Origin of the sequence: Pseudomonas sp. CAU 1711 (genome assembly GCF_039888625.1) — a bacterium.
Taxonomy (GTDB): Bacteria; Pseudomonadota; Gammaproteobacteria; order Pseudomonadales; family Pseudomonadaceae; genus Aquipseudomonas.
In genome coordinates, this window is the sequence record NZ_JBDQQT010000007.1 from 90,710 (window position 1) to 107,922 (window position 17,213).

Below are 17,213 nucleotides of genomic sequence, written 5' to 3' on the forward strand. Positions count from 1 at the left end.
CTTGCAGATCAATAAAAACAAGGGGTCTGCTGTGAAAAGAGCGTTACTAGCGAGTGCTTTGGTCTTTTCCTCTCTGGAAGCCATGGCCGCCGCCGATCTGGTACTGTTCAACGGCCGCGTGTTCACCGCCGAGGCCGGCCAACCCAGGGCCCAGGCCGTGGCCGTGGAGGACGGCAAGATCCTCGGGGTCGGCAGCGACGCCGAGGTGCTCGCCCTGGCCGACGAGCGCACACAGCGCGTCGACCTGGGCGGCAAGGTGCTGATGCCGGGCATGATCGATACCCACAGCCACCCGGTGATGGGCGCCCTGGCCAGCCTGCGCGCCAACCTCTACGACGAGGTCATGCCGCTGGCCGAGCTGGAGCGCTGGATCATCGAACAGGACCAGGCCGGCAGCGCGCGCCTGGGCGACATCATCGTGATCTCCGGGGCCAGCTCAGCCTACTGGAAGGACAGCCGCGAGCTGGCCAAGCGCTTCAACCGGGGCCGCTGGGCCGAGCAGCCGCTGGTGCTCGACGGCATCGACGGCCACACCGGCTGGGCCAACCAGGCCATGCTCCGGCGCGTCGGCATCGATGCCGCGCTGATCGCGACCCTGGCCGACAAGGAGGCCAGCTACATCGAGCACGAGGCCGACCTGACGCCCACCGGCTACCTCAGCGAGACCGGCTGGGACCGGGTGCGCAGCCAACTGCCCAAGCCCTCGAACGAGATGATGCTGAAGGCCGCCCGTGAAGCGGTACGCATCAACAACGAAGTGGGCGTCACCGCCTGGATGGACGCGGCGGCCAACGGCGGCGGCGAGCAGTCGCTGTTCGAGATGCGTCCCACCACCAAGGACCTCGGCGTGCTGCCGCTATACCGCGCGCTGGCCGAGAAGGGCGAGCTCAGCGCGCATGTCGCCGCCTTGCTGCTAACCCATCCGCAGAGCAAGCCGGACGACCTCGCCGTGCAGGCCGAAGTGATGCGCCAGTTCGCCGGCGTGCCCAACCTGAGCTTCCCCGGCCTCAAGGTGTTCGTTGACGGCATCCTCGAATACCCGGGGCAGACCGCCGCGGTGATCGACCCCTATACCAACAGCCACAAGCAGGGCCAGCTGTTGATCGATCCCGAGCATTTCGGCGAGCTGATGGTGGCCGCCGAGAAACGTGGTTGGATAGTGCATATGCACGCGGTGGGCGACAGGGCCGTCAGGGAGTCGCTGAATGCCGTGCAACAAGCCCGCCGCCTCAGCCCGACGCCGGTACCGCACAGCATCAGTCACCTGCAACTGGTCAACCCCAAGGAGTTCCCGCGCTTCAAGGAGCTCGGCGTGATCGCCTCCATGCAGCTGCTCTGGGCCACGGCCGAAAGCTACACCGAGGAGCTGGTCAAGCCCTACGTCAGCGCCTACGCCTACCGTTTCCAGTACCCGGCGCGTTCGCTGTACAAGGCCGGCGCCACCATTGCCGGGGCCAGCGACTGGCCGGTGTCCAGCCCCAATCCGTGGAACGCCATCGCCCAGGCCAGCACCCGCAAGGGCCCGCTCGGCGTGCTCAACGCCGCCGAGAGCATCGACCGCGAAACCATGCTGCGCGCCTACACCATCAACGCCGCCAGAACCCTGCGCCTGGAAGACCGCATCGGCTCGCTGGCCCCCGGCAAGCAGGCCGACCTGATCGTGCTGGACCGCGACGTGTTCGCCGTCAGCGACGAGGAGCTGTTCGACACCCGGGTGCTGACCACCTACTTCGCCGGCCAGCCGGTATACCGGGCCGACGCCGGTATCGCCCAGAAGCCCTGACCCACCCCAGCGACTCCACCGCGCGACATCGGTCGCGCGGCGGGTCCGCTCGCCCCGACAACCACAACAACAAGGCAACCATCATGCGCATCCATCGCCACCTCGCCCTGGCTCTCGCCGCCGGCTGCACCCTGCAGGCCCAGGCCATCGAACTCAACGACCAGTTCACTCTGGCCATCACCCCCGCCCTGTACAGCGATTACCGCAACAACGGCATCTCCCAGACCCTGGGCGATCCCGCCGCCCAGCTCGACCTGATGCTCAGCCACGCCAGCGGCCTGTACGCCGGCATCTGGACCAGCAACGTCGAATACGGCTACGACTGGCAGAACGACGACGACTTCGGCACGCGTCAGGAGATCGACTACTACCTCGGCTACTACTGGCAGATCACCGACGCCATCAGCCTGGACACCTACTACAACCGCTACACCTACCCGGGCGAGAGCCAGTTCAACGGCAGCGACATCTACCTGACCCTGGAGGCCTACGGCTTCTTCGTCGGCGCCAAGCACTCCCACGCCACCGAGCAGACCGCCTTCACCCAATACGCCGGCTACCGCACCCAGCTGCCGCTGGAGATCGGCCTGGAGCTGCGCTGGGAAAACGTCGACAACAAGGACGATGTGTTCTTCAACGCCGACTACAGCGACGCGCGCGAGGACTACGACAACTGGCGGGTCTCGCTCGAACGCGAGCTGGCGGGGGTGACCTGGGGGGTCAGCTACGTCGACACCGACCTGTCGGACGACGAGTGTCTGAGCTTCACCGGTTACGACGACCTGTGCGGGGCCGACCTGGTGTTCAGCGCCAGCAAGACCTTCTAACTGTACGGCCGATTTGCAAGCCAGCTGCGGGTTGCGCCGCCCGCCCGCCGGCGTAATCTGGCGGCTCCTCTCCGGAGCCGCCCATGACACCCGCCGACCTGTTTCGCCTGCTGCTGCTCGCCGCCATCTGGGGCGCCAGCTTCCTGTTCATGCGCATCGCCGTGCCGGAACTCGGCAGCCTGCCCACTGCCTTCCTGCGTGCCTCGCTCGGCGCCCTCGGCCTGCTGGCCTTCCTCCTGGTGCTGCGCCCGGTGTGGAGCTATCAAGGCAAGTTGCGCGCCTGCCTGCTACTGGGTGTCATCAACGCCGGCCTGCCCTCGGTGATGTACTGCCTGGCGGCGCAGGTGCTGCCGGCCGGCTACTCGTCGATCTTCAACGCCACCACGCCGCTGATGAGCGTGCTGGTCGGCGCGCTGTTCTTCGGCGAAGGGCTGAGCGCGAACAAGGCCGCCGGCGTGGCGCTGGGCCTGCTCGGCGTGGCGGTGCTGACCCGCACCGGCCCGGTGGACTTCGACCTGCCCCTGCTGCTCGGCGCCGCCGCCTGCCTGGTGGCCACCACCTGCTACGGCTTCGCCGGTTTCCTCACCCGCAGCTGGATAGGTCCGCTGGGCCTGGACAACCGCCTGGTGGCCTGCGCCAGTCTGGTCGGCGCCAGCCTGTTCCAGTTGCCGCTGCTCGCCGGCAGCCTGGCCTGGCAGCCGCCCACCAGCTGGGGCGGGCCAGCGGTGTGGCTGTCGCTGGCCGGACTGGGCCTGGTCTGTACCGCGTTCGCCTATGTCCTGTACTTCCGCCTGCTGGCCGACATAGGGCCGATCAGGGCCAGCACCACCACTTTCCTGATTCCGCCCTTCGGCGTGCTGTGGGGCGCGCTGCTGCTGGGCGAGCCGCTGACCTGGGACTACCTGCCGGGCTGCCTGCTGATCGGTCTGGCGCTGTGGCTGGTGATCCGCCCGAGTGCACCAAGCGCGGCGCCGGCCAAGGTATCCCCTCTCCCAGAGGGAGATGGGAAATAGAAAGCCGCCCGAAGGCGGCTTTTTTCATGCGCGACGGCTGCTTACTGCTGCAGCTCCTGATCGGTGAACAGGTCACTGAACAGCATGCTCGACAGGTAGCGCTCGCCCGAGTCCGGCAGGATCACGACCAGGGTCTTGCCCTGCATCTCCGGCTTCTCGGCCAGGCGCACGGCAGCGGCCATCGCCGCGCCGCAGGAGATGCCGCAGAGAATGCCCTCCTCCTGCATCAGGCGCCGGGCCATGCTCTTGGCCTCCTCGTCGGTGACCTGCTCGACCCGGTCGACCATGGACAGGTCGAGGTTCTTCGGCACGAAGCCGGCGCCGATGCCCTGGATCTTGTGCGGGCTCGGTTTGACCTCGCTGCCGGCCAGGGTCTGGCTGATCACCGGCGAGGAGACCGGCTCCACCGCCACCGAGAGAATCGGCTTGTGCCGGTTGTGCTTGATGTAGCGCGACACCCCGGTGATGGTGCCGCCGGTGCCGACGCCGGCCACCAGCACGTCGATGGCGCCGTCGGTGTCGTTCCAGATTTCCGGACCGGTGGTCTTCTCATGGATGGCCGGGTTGGCCGGGTTGTCGAACTGGCCGGGCAGGAAGTACTTGCTCGGATCGGAATTGACGATCTCGTTGGCCTTCTCGATGGCCCCCTTCATGCCCTTGGCCGGCTCGGTCAGCACCAGCTCGGCGCCGAGGGCCTTGAGCACCTGACGGCGCTCCAGGCTCATCGAGGCAGGCATGGTCAGCAACAGCGGATAGCCGCGGGCGGCGGCGACGAAGGCCAGACCGATGCCGGTGTTGCCGGAAGTCGGCTCGACTATGGTCATGCCCTTCTTCAGCGCGCCGCGGGCCTCGGCGTCCCAGATCATGCTGGCGCCGATCCGGCATTTGACCGAATAGCCCGGGTTTCTCCCCTCGATTTTCGCCAGAATGGTCACGCCCTTGGGCCCCAGGCGATTGATCTGTACCAGCGGCGTGTTGCCGATGGACTGGGCGTTGTCGGTAAAGATACGGCTCATGGCGGGAATCCTTGTGCGGGATGAGGCGGACCTCCAAGCCTATGCCCAGCCCGCGCGGGCGTCCAGCCGTGGTCGCAGAGCGGGTGACTTGCCATTCAGTGACTGAATGGCGCGTCTGCGTTCACAGTGCGCCGAGGGGCGGGGTATAGTCGGTTTTTCAGCTTTTTGCCGTGCCGGGCAGCGCCCGCGCGTTACCGTTCGAGGAACACAAGATGAAGTTCGAAGGCACCCAGTCCTACGTCGCCACCGACGACCTCAAGCTCGCGGTCAACGCCGCCATCACCCTGCAGCGCCCGCTACTGGTCAAGGGCGAGCCGGGCACCGGCAAGACCATGCTCGCCGAACAGCTGTCGGAAGCCTTCGGCGCCAAGCTGATCACCTGGCACATCAAGTCCACCACCAAGGCCCACCAGGGCCTGTACGAGTACGACGCGGTCAGCCGCCTGCGCGACTCGCAGCTCAACTCGGACAAGGTCCACGACGTACGCAACTACATCAAGAAGGGCAAGCTGTGGGAGGCCTTCGAGTCCGAGGAGCGGGTGATCCTGCTGATCGACGAGATCGACAAGGCCGACATCGAGTTCCCCAACGACCTGCTGCAGGAACTCGACAAGATGGAGTTCTACGTTTACGAGACCGACGAGACGATCAAGGCCAAGCAGCGCCCGATCATCATCATCACCTCGAACAACGAGAAGGAACTGCCGGACGCCTTCCTGCGCCGCTGCTTCTTCCACTACATCGCCTTCCCCGATCGCGACACCCTGAAGAAGATCGTCGACGTGCACTACCCGAACATCAGCGGCGAGCTGGTGGCCGAGGCGCTGGACGTGTTCTTCGACGTGCGCAAGGTGCCGGGCCTGAAGAAGAAGCCCTCGACCAGCGAGCTGGTCGACTGGCTGAAGCTGCTGATGGCCGACAATATCGGCGAGGCCGTGCTGCGCGAGCGCGATCCGACCAAGGCCATCCCGCCGCTGGCCGGCGCCCTGGTGAAGAACGAGCAGGACGTGCAGCTGCTCGAGCGCCTGGCCTTCATGGCGCGCCGCGCCAGCCGCTAATTGTCTCCCCTCTCCCCCCGGGAGAGGGGCCGGGGGAGAGGGACTCTCCGGCATCTCGATGTCGCCTGCAGCCCCCTCACCCTAGCCATCTCCCAGAGGGAGAAGGAACAACCCGCAATTCCCCGAGGGCATGCCCATGCTGCTCAACCTGTTCAATGAAATGCGCGCGGCCAAGGTGCCGGTGTCGGTGCGCGAGCTGCTCGACCTGATCAACGCGCTCAAGCACAACGTCGTGTTCGCCGACATGGACGAGTTCTACTACCTGGCGCGGGCGATTCTGGTGAAGGACGAGCGCCACTTCGACAAGTTCGACCGCGCCTTCGGCGCCTACTTCAAGGGCCTGGAGAACCTCAACCAGCACATCGAGGCGCTGATTCCCGAGGAGTGGCTGCGCAAGGAGTTCGAGCGCCACCTCACCGAGGAGGAGAAGGCGCAGATCCAGAGCCTGGGCGGCCTGGACAAGCTGATCGAGGAGTTCAAGAAGCGCCTGGAGGAGCAGAAGGAACGCCACCAGGGCGGCAACCGCTGGATCGGCACCGGCGGCACCAGCCCGTTCGGCTCCGGCGGCTACAACCCCGAGGGCATTCGTGTCGGCGACGCCGGCAAGCGCCAGGGCCGCGCCGTCAAGGTGTGGGACCAGCGCGAGTACAAGAACCTCGACGACCAGGTCGAGCTGGGCACGCGCAATATCAAGGTGGCCCTGCGCCGCCTGCGCAAGTTCGCCCGCGAAGGCGCCGCCGAGGAGTTCGATCTGGCCGGCACCATCGACCACACCGCCAAGGACGCCGGCCTGCTCAATATCCAGATGCGCCCGGAACGCAGGAACACCGTGAAGCTGCTGATCCTGTTCGATATCGGCGGCTCCATGGACGCCCACGTCAAGGTCTGCGAGGAGCTGTTCTCGGCCTGCAAGACCGAGTTCAAGCACCTGGAGTACTTCTACTTCCACAACTTCATCTACGAGAGCGTGTGGAAGAACAACCTGCGCCGCACCAGCGAGCGCTATGCCACCCACGACCTGCTGCACAAGTACGGCCCGGACTGGAAGGTGGTGTTCGTCGGCGACGCGGCCATGGCGCCCTACGAGATCACCCAGGCCGGCGGCAGCGTCGAGCACTGGAACGAGGAAGCCGGCTATGTGTGGATGAAGCGCTTCATGGAGAAGTACAAGAAACTCATCTGGATCAACCCCTACCCCAAGGACAGCTGGAACTACACGGCCTCGACCGGCATCGTCCGCGAGCTGATCGATGACCAGATGTACCCGCTGACCCTGCGGGGCCTGGAAGAAGGCATGCGCTTCCTCTCCAAGTAACGCGAACGGGCCCTCGGGCCCGTTCTGCTTTACGGCGAAAGCCGTTAGGCTTGCCCGGTATTTCCTACCGACGAGTTTTCCATGCACCCTATCTCCCTGCAGGACGCCGCCGCACCGGACGGCGTCTGCTACGGCTGCGGCAGCCGCAACCCGCACGGCCTGCACGTCAAGAGCCGCTGGCACGAGGACGGCCTACAGGTCGTCGCCGAACATCTGCCCGACCCCATGCACTGCGGCTGGCCTGACCTGGTCTACGGCGGACTGATCGCCATGCTGGTGGACTGCCACTCGAACTGGGCCGCCATGGCCCATCACTACCGCGCCGAGGGCCGCGAACCCGGCAGCCTGCCGCGCATCGAGTGCGTCACCGGCAACCTCGGCATCAAGTTCATCAAGCCGACGCCCATGGGCGTGCCGCTGCAACTGCGCGCGCGCGTCGAGGGCGAGGTGGCACGCAAGACCCGGGTGATCTGCGAGATCTACGCCGGCGAACAGCTGACCGCCATCGGCGATTCGGTGTTCGTGCGGGTGGATACCGGACGGCTGGCCGAGCAGGCCCATGGCCGCGAGAACTGATCAACGAGCCGAGTGAAAATCGAAACCCCATCCAGAGAAAGGGCCCTGCAGGGCCCTTTCTCTCTCAGATCATGGCGCTGACTTCTTGCCCCCCAAGCGCTTGACGATCCAACCAAACAACAGCACGGGCAACATCCATAACTTCTTCAACAACAACAGCGCCGTCGCAAACAGCCCAGCCTTGGCAGCGAGCTTGCCAGCAACGAGCGCGCCCAGGCCGTATGCGGCGACTTTGTCGATATCTGGATTGAAGTCGGCATAACGACTGCCATCATTGAACTCGGCCATGGCCAGCACCGAAGGTACGCTCTGCTCAATCTGCGGAAGTTGATCCATGCCGGCGATGAAATTGAGTACCAGCACTCCCTTACGGCCAAGCACTCGAATGTTGTAGTTGAGGGTGTGGGCCTCACTGTCGCCAAACTTCAGCTCCTTGGCCCAGTGCAGCTTCTTGCCCTGAGAGTCATAGCGCGGCGCTGACGCCCAGCCGATCAACTCCACCGACTCATAGCCATTCTCCGCACGCCATTGGTTGTCTTCCTTGGCCTGTTCCTTGAGATCCTCGAGCATTTCCTCGTAGTCGATATCAGCGGCGTCCTCATCTGATACATAGCCGCTCTCATCGTATTCAATCGTCACCGCCCAACAATCGCCGCTCAACGGAGAGATGCCGGCGGGTAGGATCATGCCCATTGGCAGCTTTTCATCCGGCGGATTGCCCCAGGCATCCACCAGCACTCGCTCGGCATCGGTACTGTCGAGAAAGACGAACTGCTCTGGCAGATTGAGCGTCGCAAGGTTGTCGCCCAAAACCACCTTGCCTGTCTTGAAATGCAAGCTGTCGACGAATGCCTTAGCGGTGGCACTTCCCGTGCCTGGGGCCTCCTCGGCGACACCCCCCTGATTCTCGGCAGAATCGGGACTGTCTACAGGGGTAGCGGCATAAGTGAGGGAGGCAGCAACCAACAGGCTGGCCAGGATCAGTTCCTTGATCAACATAAAGACTCCATGACTACAGGCTTCAGAAAGGCAGCAGAGCCTAGCACGGCGCCTCGTCAATACTGGAAATATTTTGAAATTTTTAGAAACATTTGATCGCCATCACCCGCATCACATCGGCAATCGATGAGTGGCGTGCACTTCAAGGCCGAGCCGGATCTCGCAGGCGGAGCCATCGAATGGCAGCGCTTCGGCGATCTCCCAACACCACTAAACTGTCGAAAGTCAGGCAGCTGCCCTCCTGATGACTAATCGTTTCGATAGCCAGCCAAGCCTCTCGCTGCACTACGGAAAGGGGTCAGCAGAGACCTGCAAGCACGCCGTATTGCTGCATCTAGCGCCAGTGACGTTTCTCGTAGGCGATGGTCTTGTGCTTGCGGCCGATGCCGAAGGTCCAGCCGATGCCCAGCGCCAGCAGCTCCGCCAGCCAGGCCAGGATCAGCCCGACGCCGAGCGCCCAGGCGATGGCCTGGGGCGCCAGCAGCACCTGGTAGCTGTAGGCGTCCAGGGTCTGCTGCAGCATCTCGCGGTTGGCGCCGGTCGCCAGGTGCCAGGCCTGGTGGTACCAGGGCCCCTGCATGGCCAGCCATTCGGCCTCGAGCAACTCGGAGCGCGCCACCAGATGGGCGACGCTGTCGGCGTCGCTGCGCATCACCTGGTCGTTACTGGCCCGGTAGTGGGCGACCAGCGCGCCCAAGTCGGCATTGAAGAAACGCGCGGCGGTCTCGCGAAAGCCCAGCAGGCTCTCCTCGGACTCCGCGCGCTGGGCCGCCACGCGCTTGGCGTAGTCGTCGATCAGCCCCGGCACCTGTACCCCGAGCAGCAGGCCGAAGGCGAACACCAGCAGGCGCAGATAGCTCCTGAACATCCTCACTCTCCCATCTGTCCGTGGGCGATGCGCTCGCCGCGTCGCCACAGGCCCCATTCGCCGGGCCGCAGCAAGCTCCAGCGTTCGTTGTCGGTCAAGGGTTCGGTGGCGATCACCGTGACCACGTCGTTGGGCGTGGTCTCCGCCTGGAAGTCCACCGTCACGTCCACATCCTTCAGCCGCGCCGGGCCGAAGGGCGCGCGTCGGGTGATCCACGCCAGCTTGGTCGAACAGAAGCAGAACAGCCAGTCGCCGTCGCTGAGCAGGCAGTTGAACACACCCAGGCCGCGATACTCCTGGGCCGCCTGCACCAGCACCGGCAGCAGCGCCTCCACCGGCACCGGCTCGGGGAAGGCGCCGCGCACCCGGTTGAGCAGGTCGCAGAAGGCCGCCTCGCTGTCGGTGTCGCCCACCGGCCGGTAGAAATCGAAACTCGGCGCGAAGCCGCTCAGCTGGCCGTTATGGGCGAAACACCAGTTGCGCCCCCACAGTTCGCGGACGAAGGGATGGGTATTGGCCAGGCACACGCGGCCGACGTTGGCCTGGCGAATATGGCCGATCACCGTCTCGCTCTTGATCGGGTAGCGCTGCACCAGGCGCGCCACTTCGGACTCGACGCTGGCCGCCGGGTCCTGGAACAGGCGCAGGCCGCTTCCTTCGTAGAAGGCGATGCCCCAGCCGTCGCGGTGCGGGCCGGTGCCGCCGCCACGCTGCATCAGCCCGGTGAAGCTGAAGACGATGTCGGTGGGCACGTTGGCGCTCATGCCGAGCAGTTCGCACATGGCTCAGGCCTCGCGCAGGGCCGCGCGCAGACGCTCGGCCTCGCCGGCCAGGCGCGCCTCGATGCGCTTGCGCCCCAGCGGCAGGAAGCGGGTAAGGGTGCGCCAGCACAGCGCCGGCAGGTCGCGGGCGCGGCGCGGGATCAGGTGCAGGTGCAGGTGCGGCACGTGCTGGTTGGCGGCCGGGCCGTCATTGAGCAGCAGGTTGATGCCGAGCACGGCCGGATCGCTGCGGTACAGCGCGCGGGCAACCCGGTCGGCCAGCGCCAGCAGGGCATCGCGCGGTTCGGCCGGCAGATCGCCGAGCAGGGGCGCATGCCCCTTGGCGACGATCAGCACATGGCTCGGGCGCAGCGGGAAGATATCCAGCAGCACCAGGAAATACTCGTCCTCATGGACGATATGGGCCGGCAGCTGGCCGTCGACAATGGCGCAAAACACACAATCCATACCCCCTTTCCTCTCCTTGCTGGGAAAAGCCGATGCTGAACGGACGGTCGGTCAGGCACAAGGCCCGGCAAGCGCAGCGACGCGGCGCTTCTTTCTCCGCAGCGAAGTGACGTGGCGAGAGCCCGACAATATGCCCGTGACTCTGGCATTTCTGCCATGCCCTCGCCCCTTGCTCGTCGGTTTTTCGAGGCTAGCCTCAGAGCCGAGCGGAGCGTTTCCTTGCCCCCTCCCAGGGGAAGCCGGGCAATGCGGACCGGTCCCTGGAACAACTATAAAAACCATACGGAACAGTCCATGAAGCCTAATACCCTAGCCGTCCTGCTGGGCATCAGCCTATCGGCCAGCCTGACGCTGAGCAACCTCGCCTCGGCCGACACCATTGACAACTTCAACAACAGCTGGAGCGGTAAAGCCCTCGACCTGCAACGCGCCCTGGATAACGCTGCCCCCATGAGCGACAACAACATCCTGGGCACCCACAACACCTACAACTCCGAGGCCTATACCAGCTGCAACTTCTCGGTGGGCTGCCGCTACCTGGACCCCCAGCAGAAATACTCGATCAAGGATCAGTTGCGCATGGGCGCCCGCTTCATCGAACTGGACGTGCACTGGACGGCGAAAATGGAGAGTCTGTTCTCCTACCCCAAACGTTTGCTGCTGTGCCACGGGGTCTGCAGCCTCAACGACAAATACGCCACCGAAGGCTTCAGCGAAGTCGCCAGCTGGCTGAACGACAGCAGAAACGCCGACGAGGTGATCATCCTCTACATCGAGGATCACAGCAGCGGCCGTCACAGCGATCTGGCCAGCCAGCTGAACAAGTACTTCGGCGCGAAAATCTATGCCAGCAATGGGTGCAAGGCCATTCCCACGACCCTGACCAAGGCTCAGGTACTGGCCGCCGGCAAACAGGTGGTGCTGTGGAAGGATGGCGGCTGCTCCAGTACGGCAAGCATGGCCAACATGGCCTTCACCGGCCTGGGGGAGATCGGCCGCATCTGGGAAGACTCCACTACCCTGGGCAGCATTGCCGAGTTCTTCGACGGTGGCATCAAGAGCCTCAGCGCCAGCGATGTACGCAACGCCTTCCTGACCGGCGCCAATATCGTCAACCTCGATGACATGGTCACCAGTGACGGGCGTATCAGTGCGGCGATCTGGAGCTGGGACAACAACGAACCCAATAACGCCAACAACGAAGACTGTGCCGTGCAGAAGGCCAACGGCCGCTGGAATGACGCCAGCTGCAGCACCCTGCTGCCGTTCGCCTGCCGGGATGACGGCGGCAACTGGCAGGTGCCGGATAACCGCACCGGTCAGTGGAGCGACGGCCAGGCCATGTGCGCCACCCTGGGCGGCAGCTTCAGCTTCGCCGCGCCGACCAACAGCCAGGCCAACCAAGCGCTGCGAGCGGCCAAGGAGGCAGTGGGCTACAGCCAGGTCTGGCTCAACTATGACGATATCGCCAGCGAAGGGCAGTGGCAGGTGAACCGCCACTAGCCCCCTGAGCTGCGGTCTGCAGCCCGACTGCCGGCGCAAAACAAAACGGGGCCCGCACTGGCCCCGTTTTCTTCTCCCTCACGATAGACCCACCGGCTACAGGCGCGGTTCGATGCGCAGGCGGCGCTCGCCACGGGCGTCCATGCGGGTATCGGCCTCGGGCTGCATGTCGCGCCCCATCAGCTCGCGCAGGGTCGGCTCGTCCTCGCTCGACTGCTCCGGCTCGGCTTGGCCCTGGCGCCCCTGCCACCAGCGTTCAATCGGCCAGCGCAGGGCACAGAAACCCAGCCACAGGGCGAAGGCGATGAGGCCGTAGATGGACAGGTCGGCCACCGCGCGCCAGGCGTTGTTGCCGACCTTGAACAGCAGGTCCAGGGCGGTGATGGCGATGGCCGGGGCGAACAGCTCGCGGGCCGGGTCGACTATGGTCGGGGTCAGCAGCAGCACGGCCACCAGCAGGCGCAGGGGCTCGCGCAGCCAGCGCCACATCCAGCCGGTCATGCGGCACCACACCAGCAGGCAGCCCAGCGCGGCGATGGCGTAGGCGGCCCAGGCGAGCAGATAGTCTTGTTCGGTCATGGCTTGTCGTGGCTTGGCCGGCTAAGGGGCGCTTATGATAGCGGCTTTTGCGCGACCTGCGCCTCCCCGCGGTCGCCCCGCACGCCGAGAGCCGCCATGACCGACGCCCCCCTTGCCCGCCGCGCAGCCGGTGCCGATCCCTACCGCTGGCTGGAGCAGCGCGATGCCGCCGAGGTGCTCGACCACCTCAAGGCCGAGAACGCCTATCTGGAGGCGCAGCTGGCCGACCGCGCCGAGCTGCGCGAGGCGCTGTTCGAGGAGATCAAGGGGCGCATCCGCGAGACCGACCTGTCGCTACCCACGCCCTGGCGCGAGTGGCTGTACTACACCCGTACCACCGCCGGCGACGAGTATCCGCGCCACTACCGCTGCCCGCGCCCGAGCGACGGCTCGCTGACGGTGGACGAGGGCGCCGAGCAGCTGCTGCTCGACCCCAACGCCCTGGCCGACGGCGGCTACCTGGCCCTCGGCGCCTTCGCCGTCAGCCCCGACCAGCGCCTGCTCGGCTACAGCCTGGATAGCGCCGGCGACGAGGTCTACCGCCTGTTCGTCAAGGACCTGGACAGCGGCGCGGTCAGCGAGCTGCCGTTCGCCGACTGCGACGGCCAACTGGTCTGGGCCAATGACAGCCAGACGCTGTTCTTCGTCACCCTCGACGACACCCACAGGCCGCATCGCCTGCACCGCCACCGTCTGGGCACGGCCGGCGCCGAGCTGGTGTTCGAGGAGGCCGACGGGCGCTTCTTCCTCAGTTGCTACCGTTCCAGCTCCGAGCGCCAGCTGATCCTCAGCCTGGGCAGCAAGACCACCAGCGAGGCCTGGGCGCTGGATGCCGACACCCCGTGGGGCGAGTTCCGCTGCCTGGCGCCGCGCCAGGAGGAACACGAATACGACGTCGACCACGGCCTGCTGGACGGTGCCTGGACCTGGTTCGTGCGCAGCAACCAGGCCGGCATCAACTTCGCCCTGTACACGGCGGACGAAGTGCAGCCGACCCGCACTTACTGGCAGGAGCTGATCGGCCATGACCCGCAGCGCATGCTGGAAGGCATCACCCTCAACCGCGACGCCTTCGTCCTCAGCCTGCGCGAGGGCGGCCTGCCGATCATCGAGGTGCACCCGCGCGGCGCCGCGCCCTACCCGGTGCAACTGCCGGACGCCGCCTACAGCCTGCATGTGCAGGACAGCCTGGAGTTCCACAGCGAGGCGATCCGCCTGCGCTACGAGGCGCTCAATCGCCCGGCGCAGATCCGCCAGCTGGAGCTGGCCAGCGGCGCGCAGCGGGTGCTCAAGCAGACCCCGGTGGAAGGCCCGTTCGACGCCGACGCCTACGAGAGCCGCCGCCTGTGGGCCACCGCCAGCGACGGTGCCCGCGTGCCGATCAGCCTGGTGGCGCGCAAGGAGGTGCTCGCCGCCAGCACACCCGCCCCGCTCTACCTGTATGGCTACGGCGCCTACGGCGAGAGCCTCGATCCCTGGTTCAGCCACGCGCGCCTGAGCCTGCTGGAGCGCGGCTTCGTCTTCGCCATCGCCCATGTGCGCGGCGGCGGCGAGCTGGGCGAGGCCTGGTACCGCGCCGGCAAGCTGGAACACAAGCAGAATACCTTCGGCGACTTCATCGCCTGCGCCGAAAAGCTCATCGCCGATGGCCTGACCACCCCCACGCAACTGGCCATCAGCGGCGGCAGCGCCGGCGGCCTGCTGATCGGCGCGGTGCTCAACCAGCGTCCCGAGCTGTTCGCCGCCGCCATCGCCGAGGTGCCCTTCGTCGACGTGCTCAACACCATGCAGAACCCCGAGCTGCCGCTGACGGTGACCGAGTACGACGAGTGGGGCGACCCGGGCCAGCCCGAGGTGTACCAACGCATCAAGGCCTATGCGCCCTACGAGAACGTGCGCGCCCAGGCCTACCCGGCCATCCTCGCCGTGGCCGGCTACCACGACAGCCGCGTGCAGTACTGGGAGGCCGCCAAGTGGGTGGCCAGGCTGCGCGAGCTGAAGACCGACGGCAACCCGCTGCTGCTGAAGACCGACCTCGGCGCCGGCCACGGCGGCATGAGCGGGCGCTACCAGGCGCTGAAGGACGTGGCGCTGGAGTACGCCTTCCTGTTCAAAGTACTTGGCATCCATTCAGACAAACCCTAAGGTGCCGCCCAGGCCTCTGCCAGGAAAGGATCACGTAGGATGCGTACTCATCATTTGTTGACACTGCTATTGCTGTGCAGCGCCACTTCGTTGCAGGCACAGGTTTACACATGGGTCGATGCCAACGGCCAGAAGCACTTCGGTAGTCAGCCACCGACACCGGAGCAACAGGTGGAAACGGTCGACATCCGTCAGGGCTACAGCAGCGACGGGCAACAACCCGCAGTCGTGGAAACCACCCCTGACGCCACCTCGGAATCTGCAACTGCGGAAGCGAGCGCGGCAAAGGCGCCCTCAAGCAAAGCCATGTGCAGCGAGGCAATGCGCTGGACGGCCATCGACATCCCCAACCTCAAGGAGATTGCCGGTGAACGCAAGAAGGCCGGCAAGATCACGGCAGACCAGCATAAGCAGGCGCTGAAAGGTCTCGATGAAGCCAAGAAACACCTGACCATGCAGAACTGCCTGGCCAGCACGGGCAGGGATCGCGAACGCTTCGAGTGCCTGTCTCGCGGTGCGGGAATCATGGTGTGCTCAGGGGCGCTGGAAGCCGCCCTGAAGAATCTGTAAGCCACCATGCAGACCCTACTCTATCGCTGGCTGCTCGCCGTCGGCCTGGGCCATGTGCTGCTGGGCATCGCTCTCGCCTTCGCCGCCCAGTTGCCGCTTACCCAGGCCTACTTCGACTACCTCTTCGCCAGCGCCGCCGCCCAGCCGCCGAGCGCCGAGTACCAGGGCCTGCTGCGCACCATGGTCGGCCTGTTCGGCCCGACCGTGGCCAGCTGGGGCCTGTTGTTCTGCACGCTGCTGGTGCTCTATCGCGGGCACGGCCATCGCCTGATCAAGCCGGCGCTGTTCGCCGCCCTGCTGGTCTGGTGCGCGCTGGACAGCGGCATCTCGCTGTACTTCGGCCTGAACCTACATGCCTATCTGAATGGCGCGGCGGCGCTGTCGCTCGCCCTGCCGCTGGTCTGGCTAAAGCCGCTCGCCCGCTCAGCGCAGCCCGCCTTGGCCCTGCGCCATCTGCCCGCCGCTCGGCTGCGAGTGCTGCTGACCGGCGGCAGCGGCTTCATCGGCAGCCCGCTGGCCAATGCCCTGAGCGCGGCCGGCCACGAGGTGCTGGTGCTGACCCGCGACCCGGCCAACCTGCGCGATATCCGCGGCCGGGTGACCTGCCTCACCAGCCTCGAGCAGATCGCCGACGACGAGCGCCTGGACGCCATCGTCAATCTCGCCGGCGAGCCATTGGCCGGCGGGCGCTGGACGGCTGCGCGCAAGCAGCGCTTCCTGCACAGCCGGCTGCGCGTCACCGACCAGCTGCTGAGCCTGGTGCAGCGCCTGCAGCACAAGCCGGAGGTGCTGCTCAACGGCTCCGCCGTCGGCTACTACGGACACTGGCGGGACGAGCCGCTCGACGAACAGAGCCCGGCGCACGACTGCTTCTCCCACCGGCTCTGCGCCCAGTGGGAAGAACGCGCGCTGCGCATGGAAAGCTACGGCGTGCGCGTCTGCCTGCTGCGCATCGGCATCGTTCTGGGCCCGAACGGCGGCCCGCTGCAGGAGCTGCGCCGCCCCTTCGACCTGGGTCTGGCCACCCAGCTGGGCGATGGCCGGCAGTGGATGCCCTGGATTCACCTGCACGACGTCCTCGATATCTGCGCCTTCCTGATCGCCACGCCGAGCATCCGCGGCGCCGTGAACCTCACGGCGCCGCAGCCGGTCACCCACGCCAGCTTCTGCGCCCTGCTGAAGGCACAGCTGCCCCAGGCGCGGCTCAAGGTCCGGGTACCCGCCTTGCTGGTGCGAGCGCTGGTCGGCGAAATGGCCGACGAGGTGCTGCTCAGCGGCCAACGCGTGCTGCCGCAGAAGCTCCTCGCCCAGGGTTACGACTTCCGCTTCGCGGAGCTCGCGCCGGCCCTGCGTCAGCTGGCCGGTGCCGACTAGGGGTTGTCGAGGGCCTCGGCCGCTTCCGCCTGCTGCTGGCGCCGCTGCAACTGCAGCGCCGGCAAGGGCCGGTCCCGGGGCACCACCTGCGGCGCGAGCACGGGCACGCGCGAGGAAGGCTGACCGGGCTTGACCAGCAGCGGCGGGCCGTTGCGTGGCGCCATGGAGGGCGCGTCGATGCGCGGCTGGGCATAGGGCTGCGGAGTGGCGGTGCCGGGCGCGCCCGGCGCCTGGGCCTGGGCGCTTGCACTGCAGGCCAGCGCCAGGGCAAGCGATAGAAGACGCATGGGCTCTCCCGCGACGGCGATTTGGCCTTATTCTGGCAGTAGCCGCCCAGCCCGGCGGCGCAGCCGACCAC

The 17,213-nt window shown here is 66.2% G+C and carries 17 protein-coding genes; 10 read left to right on the top strand and 7 right to left on the bottom strand.

Annotated features, from left to right (window positions below):
- The first annotated feature begins 82 nt into the window (after positions 1–82).
- From AAFN46_RS09670 to AAFN46_RS09680, 3 genes are all read left to right on the top strand, one after another.
- Positions 83–1,783, top strand: a complete 1,701-nt coding sequence (locus AAFN46_RS09670) for an amidohydrolase (RefSeq protein ID WP_347808470.1) — start codon at positions 83–85, stop codon at positions 1,781–1,783.
- 83 nt (positions 1,784–1,866) lie between these two features.
- The gene (locus AAFN46_RS09675; protein ID WP_347808471.1) at positions 1,867–2,610 is read left to right on the top strand and encodes a TorF family putative porin; all 744 of its coding nucleotides are present in this window, start codon (positions 1,867–1,869) and stop codon (positions 2,608–2,610) included.
- An 83-nt stretch (positions 2,611–2,693) separates the two neighbouring features.
- Complete coding sequence (locus AAFN46_RS09680; RefSeq protein ID WP_347808472.1) at positions 2,694–3,623, top strand: DMT family transporter; 930 nt, start codon at positions 2,694–2,696, stop codon at positions 3,621–3,623.
- A 41-nt stretch (positions 3,624–3,664) separates the two neighbouring features.
- Here AAFN46_RS09680 and cysK read toward each other — a convergent pair whose 3' ends face one another.
- Positions 3,665–4,639: a cysteine synthase A gene (gene cysK / locus AAFN46_RS09685; RefSeq protein ID WP_347808473.1), complete on the bottom strand. Its 975-nt coding sequence runs from the start codon at positions 4,637–4,639 to the stop codon at positions 3,665–3,667.
- 212 nt (positions 4,640–4,851) lie between these two features.
- Here cysK and AAFN46_RS09690 point away from each other — a divergent pair, with 212 nt between their 5' ends.
- From AAFN46_RS09690 to AAFN46_RS09700, 3 genes are all read left to right on the top strand, one after another.
- Positions 4,852–5,697 carry a MoxR family ATPase gene (locus tag AAFN46_RS09690; protein WP_347808474.1) on the top strand — a complete coding sequence of 282 codons (846 nt, stop codon included), beginning with the start codon at positions 4,852–4,854 and terminating at the stop codon, positions 5,695–5,697.
- Between the two features lie 136 nt (positions 5,698–5,833).
- Positions 5,834–7,012, top strand: a complete 1,179-nt coding sequence (locus AAFN46_RS09695; RefSeq protein WP_347808475.1) for a VWA domain-containing protein — start codon at positions 5,834–5,836, stop codon at positions 7,010–7,012.
- Between the two features lie 81 nt (positions 7,013–7,093).
- Positions 7,094–7,588 (top strand): PaaI family thioesterase, encoded by a 495-nt coding sequence (locus tag AAFN46_RS09700; protein ID WP_347808476.1) that lies wholly within the window; start codon positions 7,094–7,096, stop codon positions 7,586–7,588.
- A gap of 69 nt (positions 7,589–7,657) precedes the next feature.
- Here the strand turns inward: AAFN46_RS09700 and AAFN46_RS09705 are convergent, their stop codons facing one another.
- The 4 genes from AAFN46_RS09705 to AAFN46_RS09720 form a co-directional block, all read right to left on the bottom strand.
- Complete coding sequence (locus tag AAFN46_RS09705) at positions 7,658–8,587, bottom strand: DUF2167 domain-containing protein (RefSeq protein WP_347808477.1); 930 nt, start codon at positions 8,585–8,587, stop codon at positions 7,658–7,660.
- Between the two features lie 334 nt (positions 8,588–8,921).
- Positions 8,922–9,455, bottom strand: coding sequence for a DUF2937 family protein (locus AAFN46_RS09710; protein WP_347808478.1), 534 nt, complete (start codon positions 9,453–9,455; stop codon positions 8,922–8,924).
- 2 nt (positions 9,456–9,457) lie between these two features.
- Entirely contained in the window at positions 9,458–10,237 is a 780-nt protein-coding gene (locus AAFN46_RS09715) for a class II glutamine amidotransferase (protein ID WP_347808479.1), read from the bottom strand.
- Between the two features lie 3 nt (positions 10,238–10,240).
- Entirely contained in the window at positions 10,241–10,684 is a 444-nt protein-coding gene (locus AAFN46_RS09720; protein WP_347808480.1) for an HIT family protein, read from the bottom strand.
- Between the two features lie 294 nt (positions 10,685–10,978).
- Between AAFN46_RS09720 and AAFN46_RS09725 the strand changes: the two genes are divergently transcribed.
- Positions 10,979–12,187, top strand: coding sequence for a phosphatidylinositol-specific phospholipase C domain-containing protein (locus AAFN46_RS09725; protein ID WP_347808481.1), 1,209 nt, complete (start codon positions 10,979–10,981; stop codon positions 12,185–12,187).
- Positions 12,188–12,283: 96 nt separating this feature from the next.
- Here the strand turns inward: AAFN46_RS09725 and AAFN46_RS09730 are convergent, their stop codons facing one another.
- The gene (locus AAFN46_RS09730) at positions 12,284–12,766 is read right to left on the bottom strand and encodes an MFS transporter (protein WP_347808482.1); all 483 of its coding nucleotides are present in this window, start codon (positions 12,764–12,766) and stop codon (positions 12,284–12,286) included.
- Between the two features lie 96 nt (positions 12,767–12,862).
- Between AAFN46_RS09730 and AAFN46_RS09735 the strand changes: the two genes are divergently transcribed.
- Genes AAFN46_RS09735 through AAFN46_RS09745 form a run of 3 tightly spaced genes read left to right on the top strand, consistent with a single transcriptional unit; the run spans position 12,863 to position 16,855 of the window.
- Entirely contained in the window at positions 12,863–14,911 is a 2,049-nt protein-coding gene (locus AAFN46_RS09735) for a S9 family peptidase (RefSeq protein WP_347808483.1), read from the top strand.
- Between the two features lie 39 nt (positions 14,912–14,950).
- The gene (locus AAFN46_RS09740) at positions 14,951–15,481 is read left to right on the top strand and encodes a DUF4124 domain-containing protein (protein ID WP_347808484.1); all 531 of its coding nucleotides are present in this window, start codon (positions 14,951–14,953) and stop codon (positions 15,479–15,481) included.
- A gap of 6 nt (positions 15,482–15,487) precedes the next feature.
- Entirely contained in the window at positions 15,488–16,855 is a 1,368-nt protein-coding gene (locus tag AAFN46_RS09745) for a TIGR01777 family oxidoreductase (protein ID WP_347808485.1), read from the top strand.
- Here the strand turns inward: AAFN46_RS09745 and AAFN46_RS09750 are convergent.
- Positions 16,852–17,142, bottom strand: a complete 291-nt coding sequence (locus AAFN46_RS09750; protein ID WP_347808486.1) for a hypothetical protein — start codon at positions 17,140–17,142, stop codon at positions 16,852–16,854. The genes AAFN46_RS09745 and AAFN46_RS09750 overlap by 4 nt on opposite strands.
- Between the last annotated feature and the right edge of the window lie 71 nt (positions 17,143–17,213).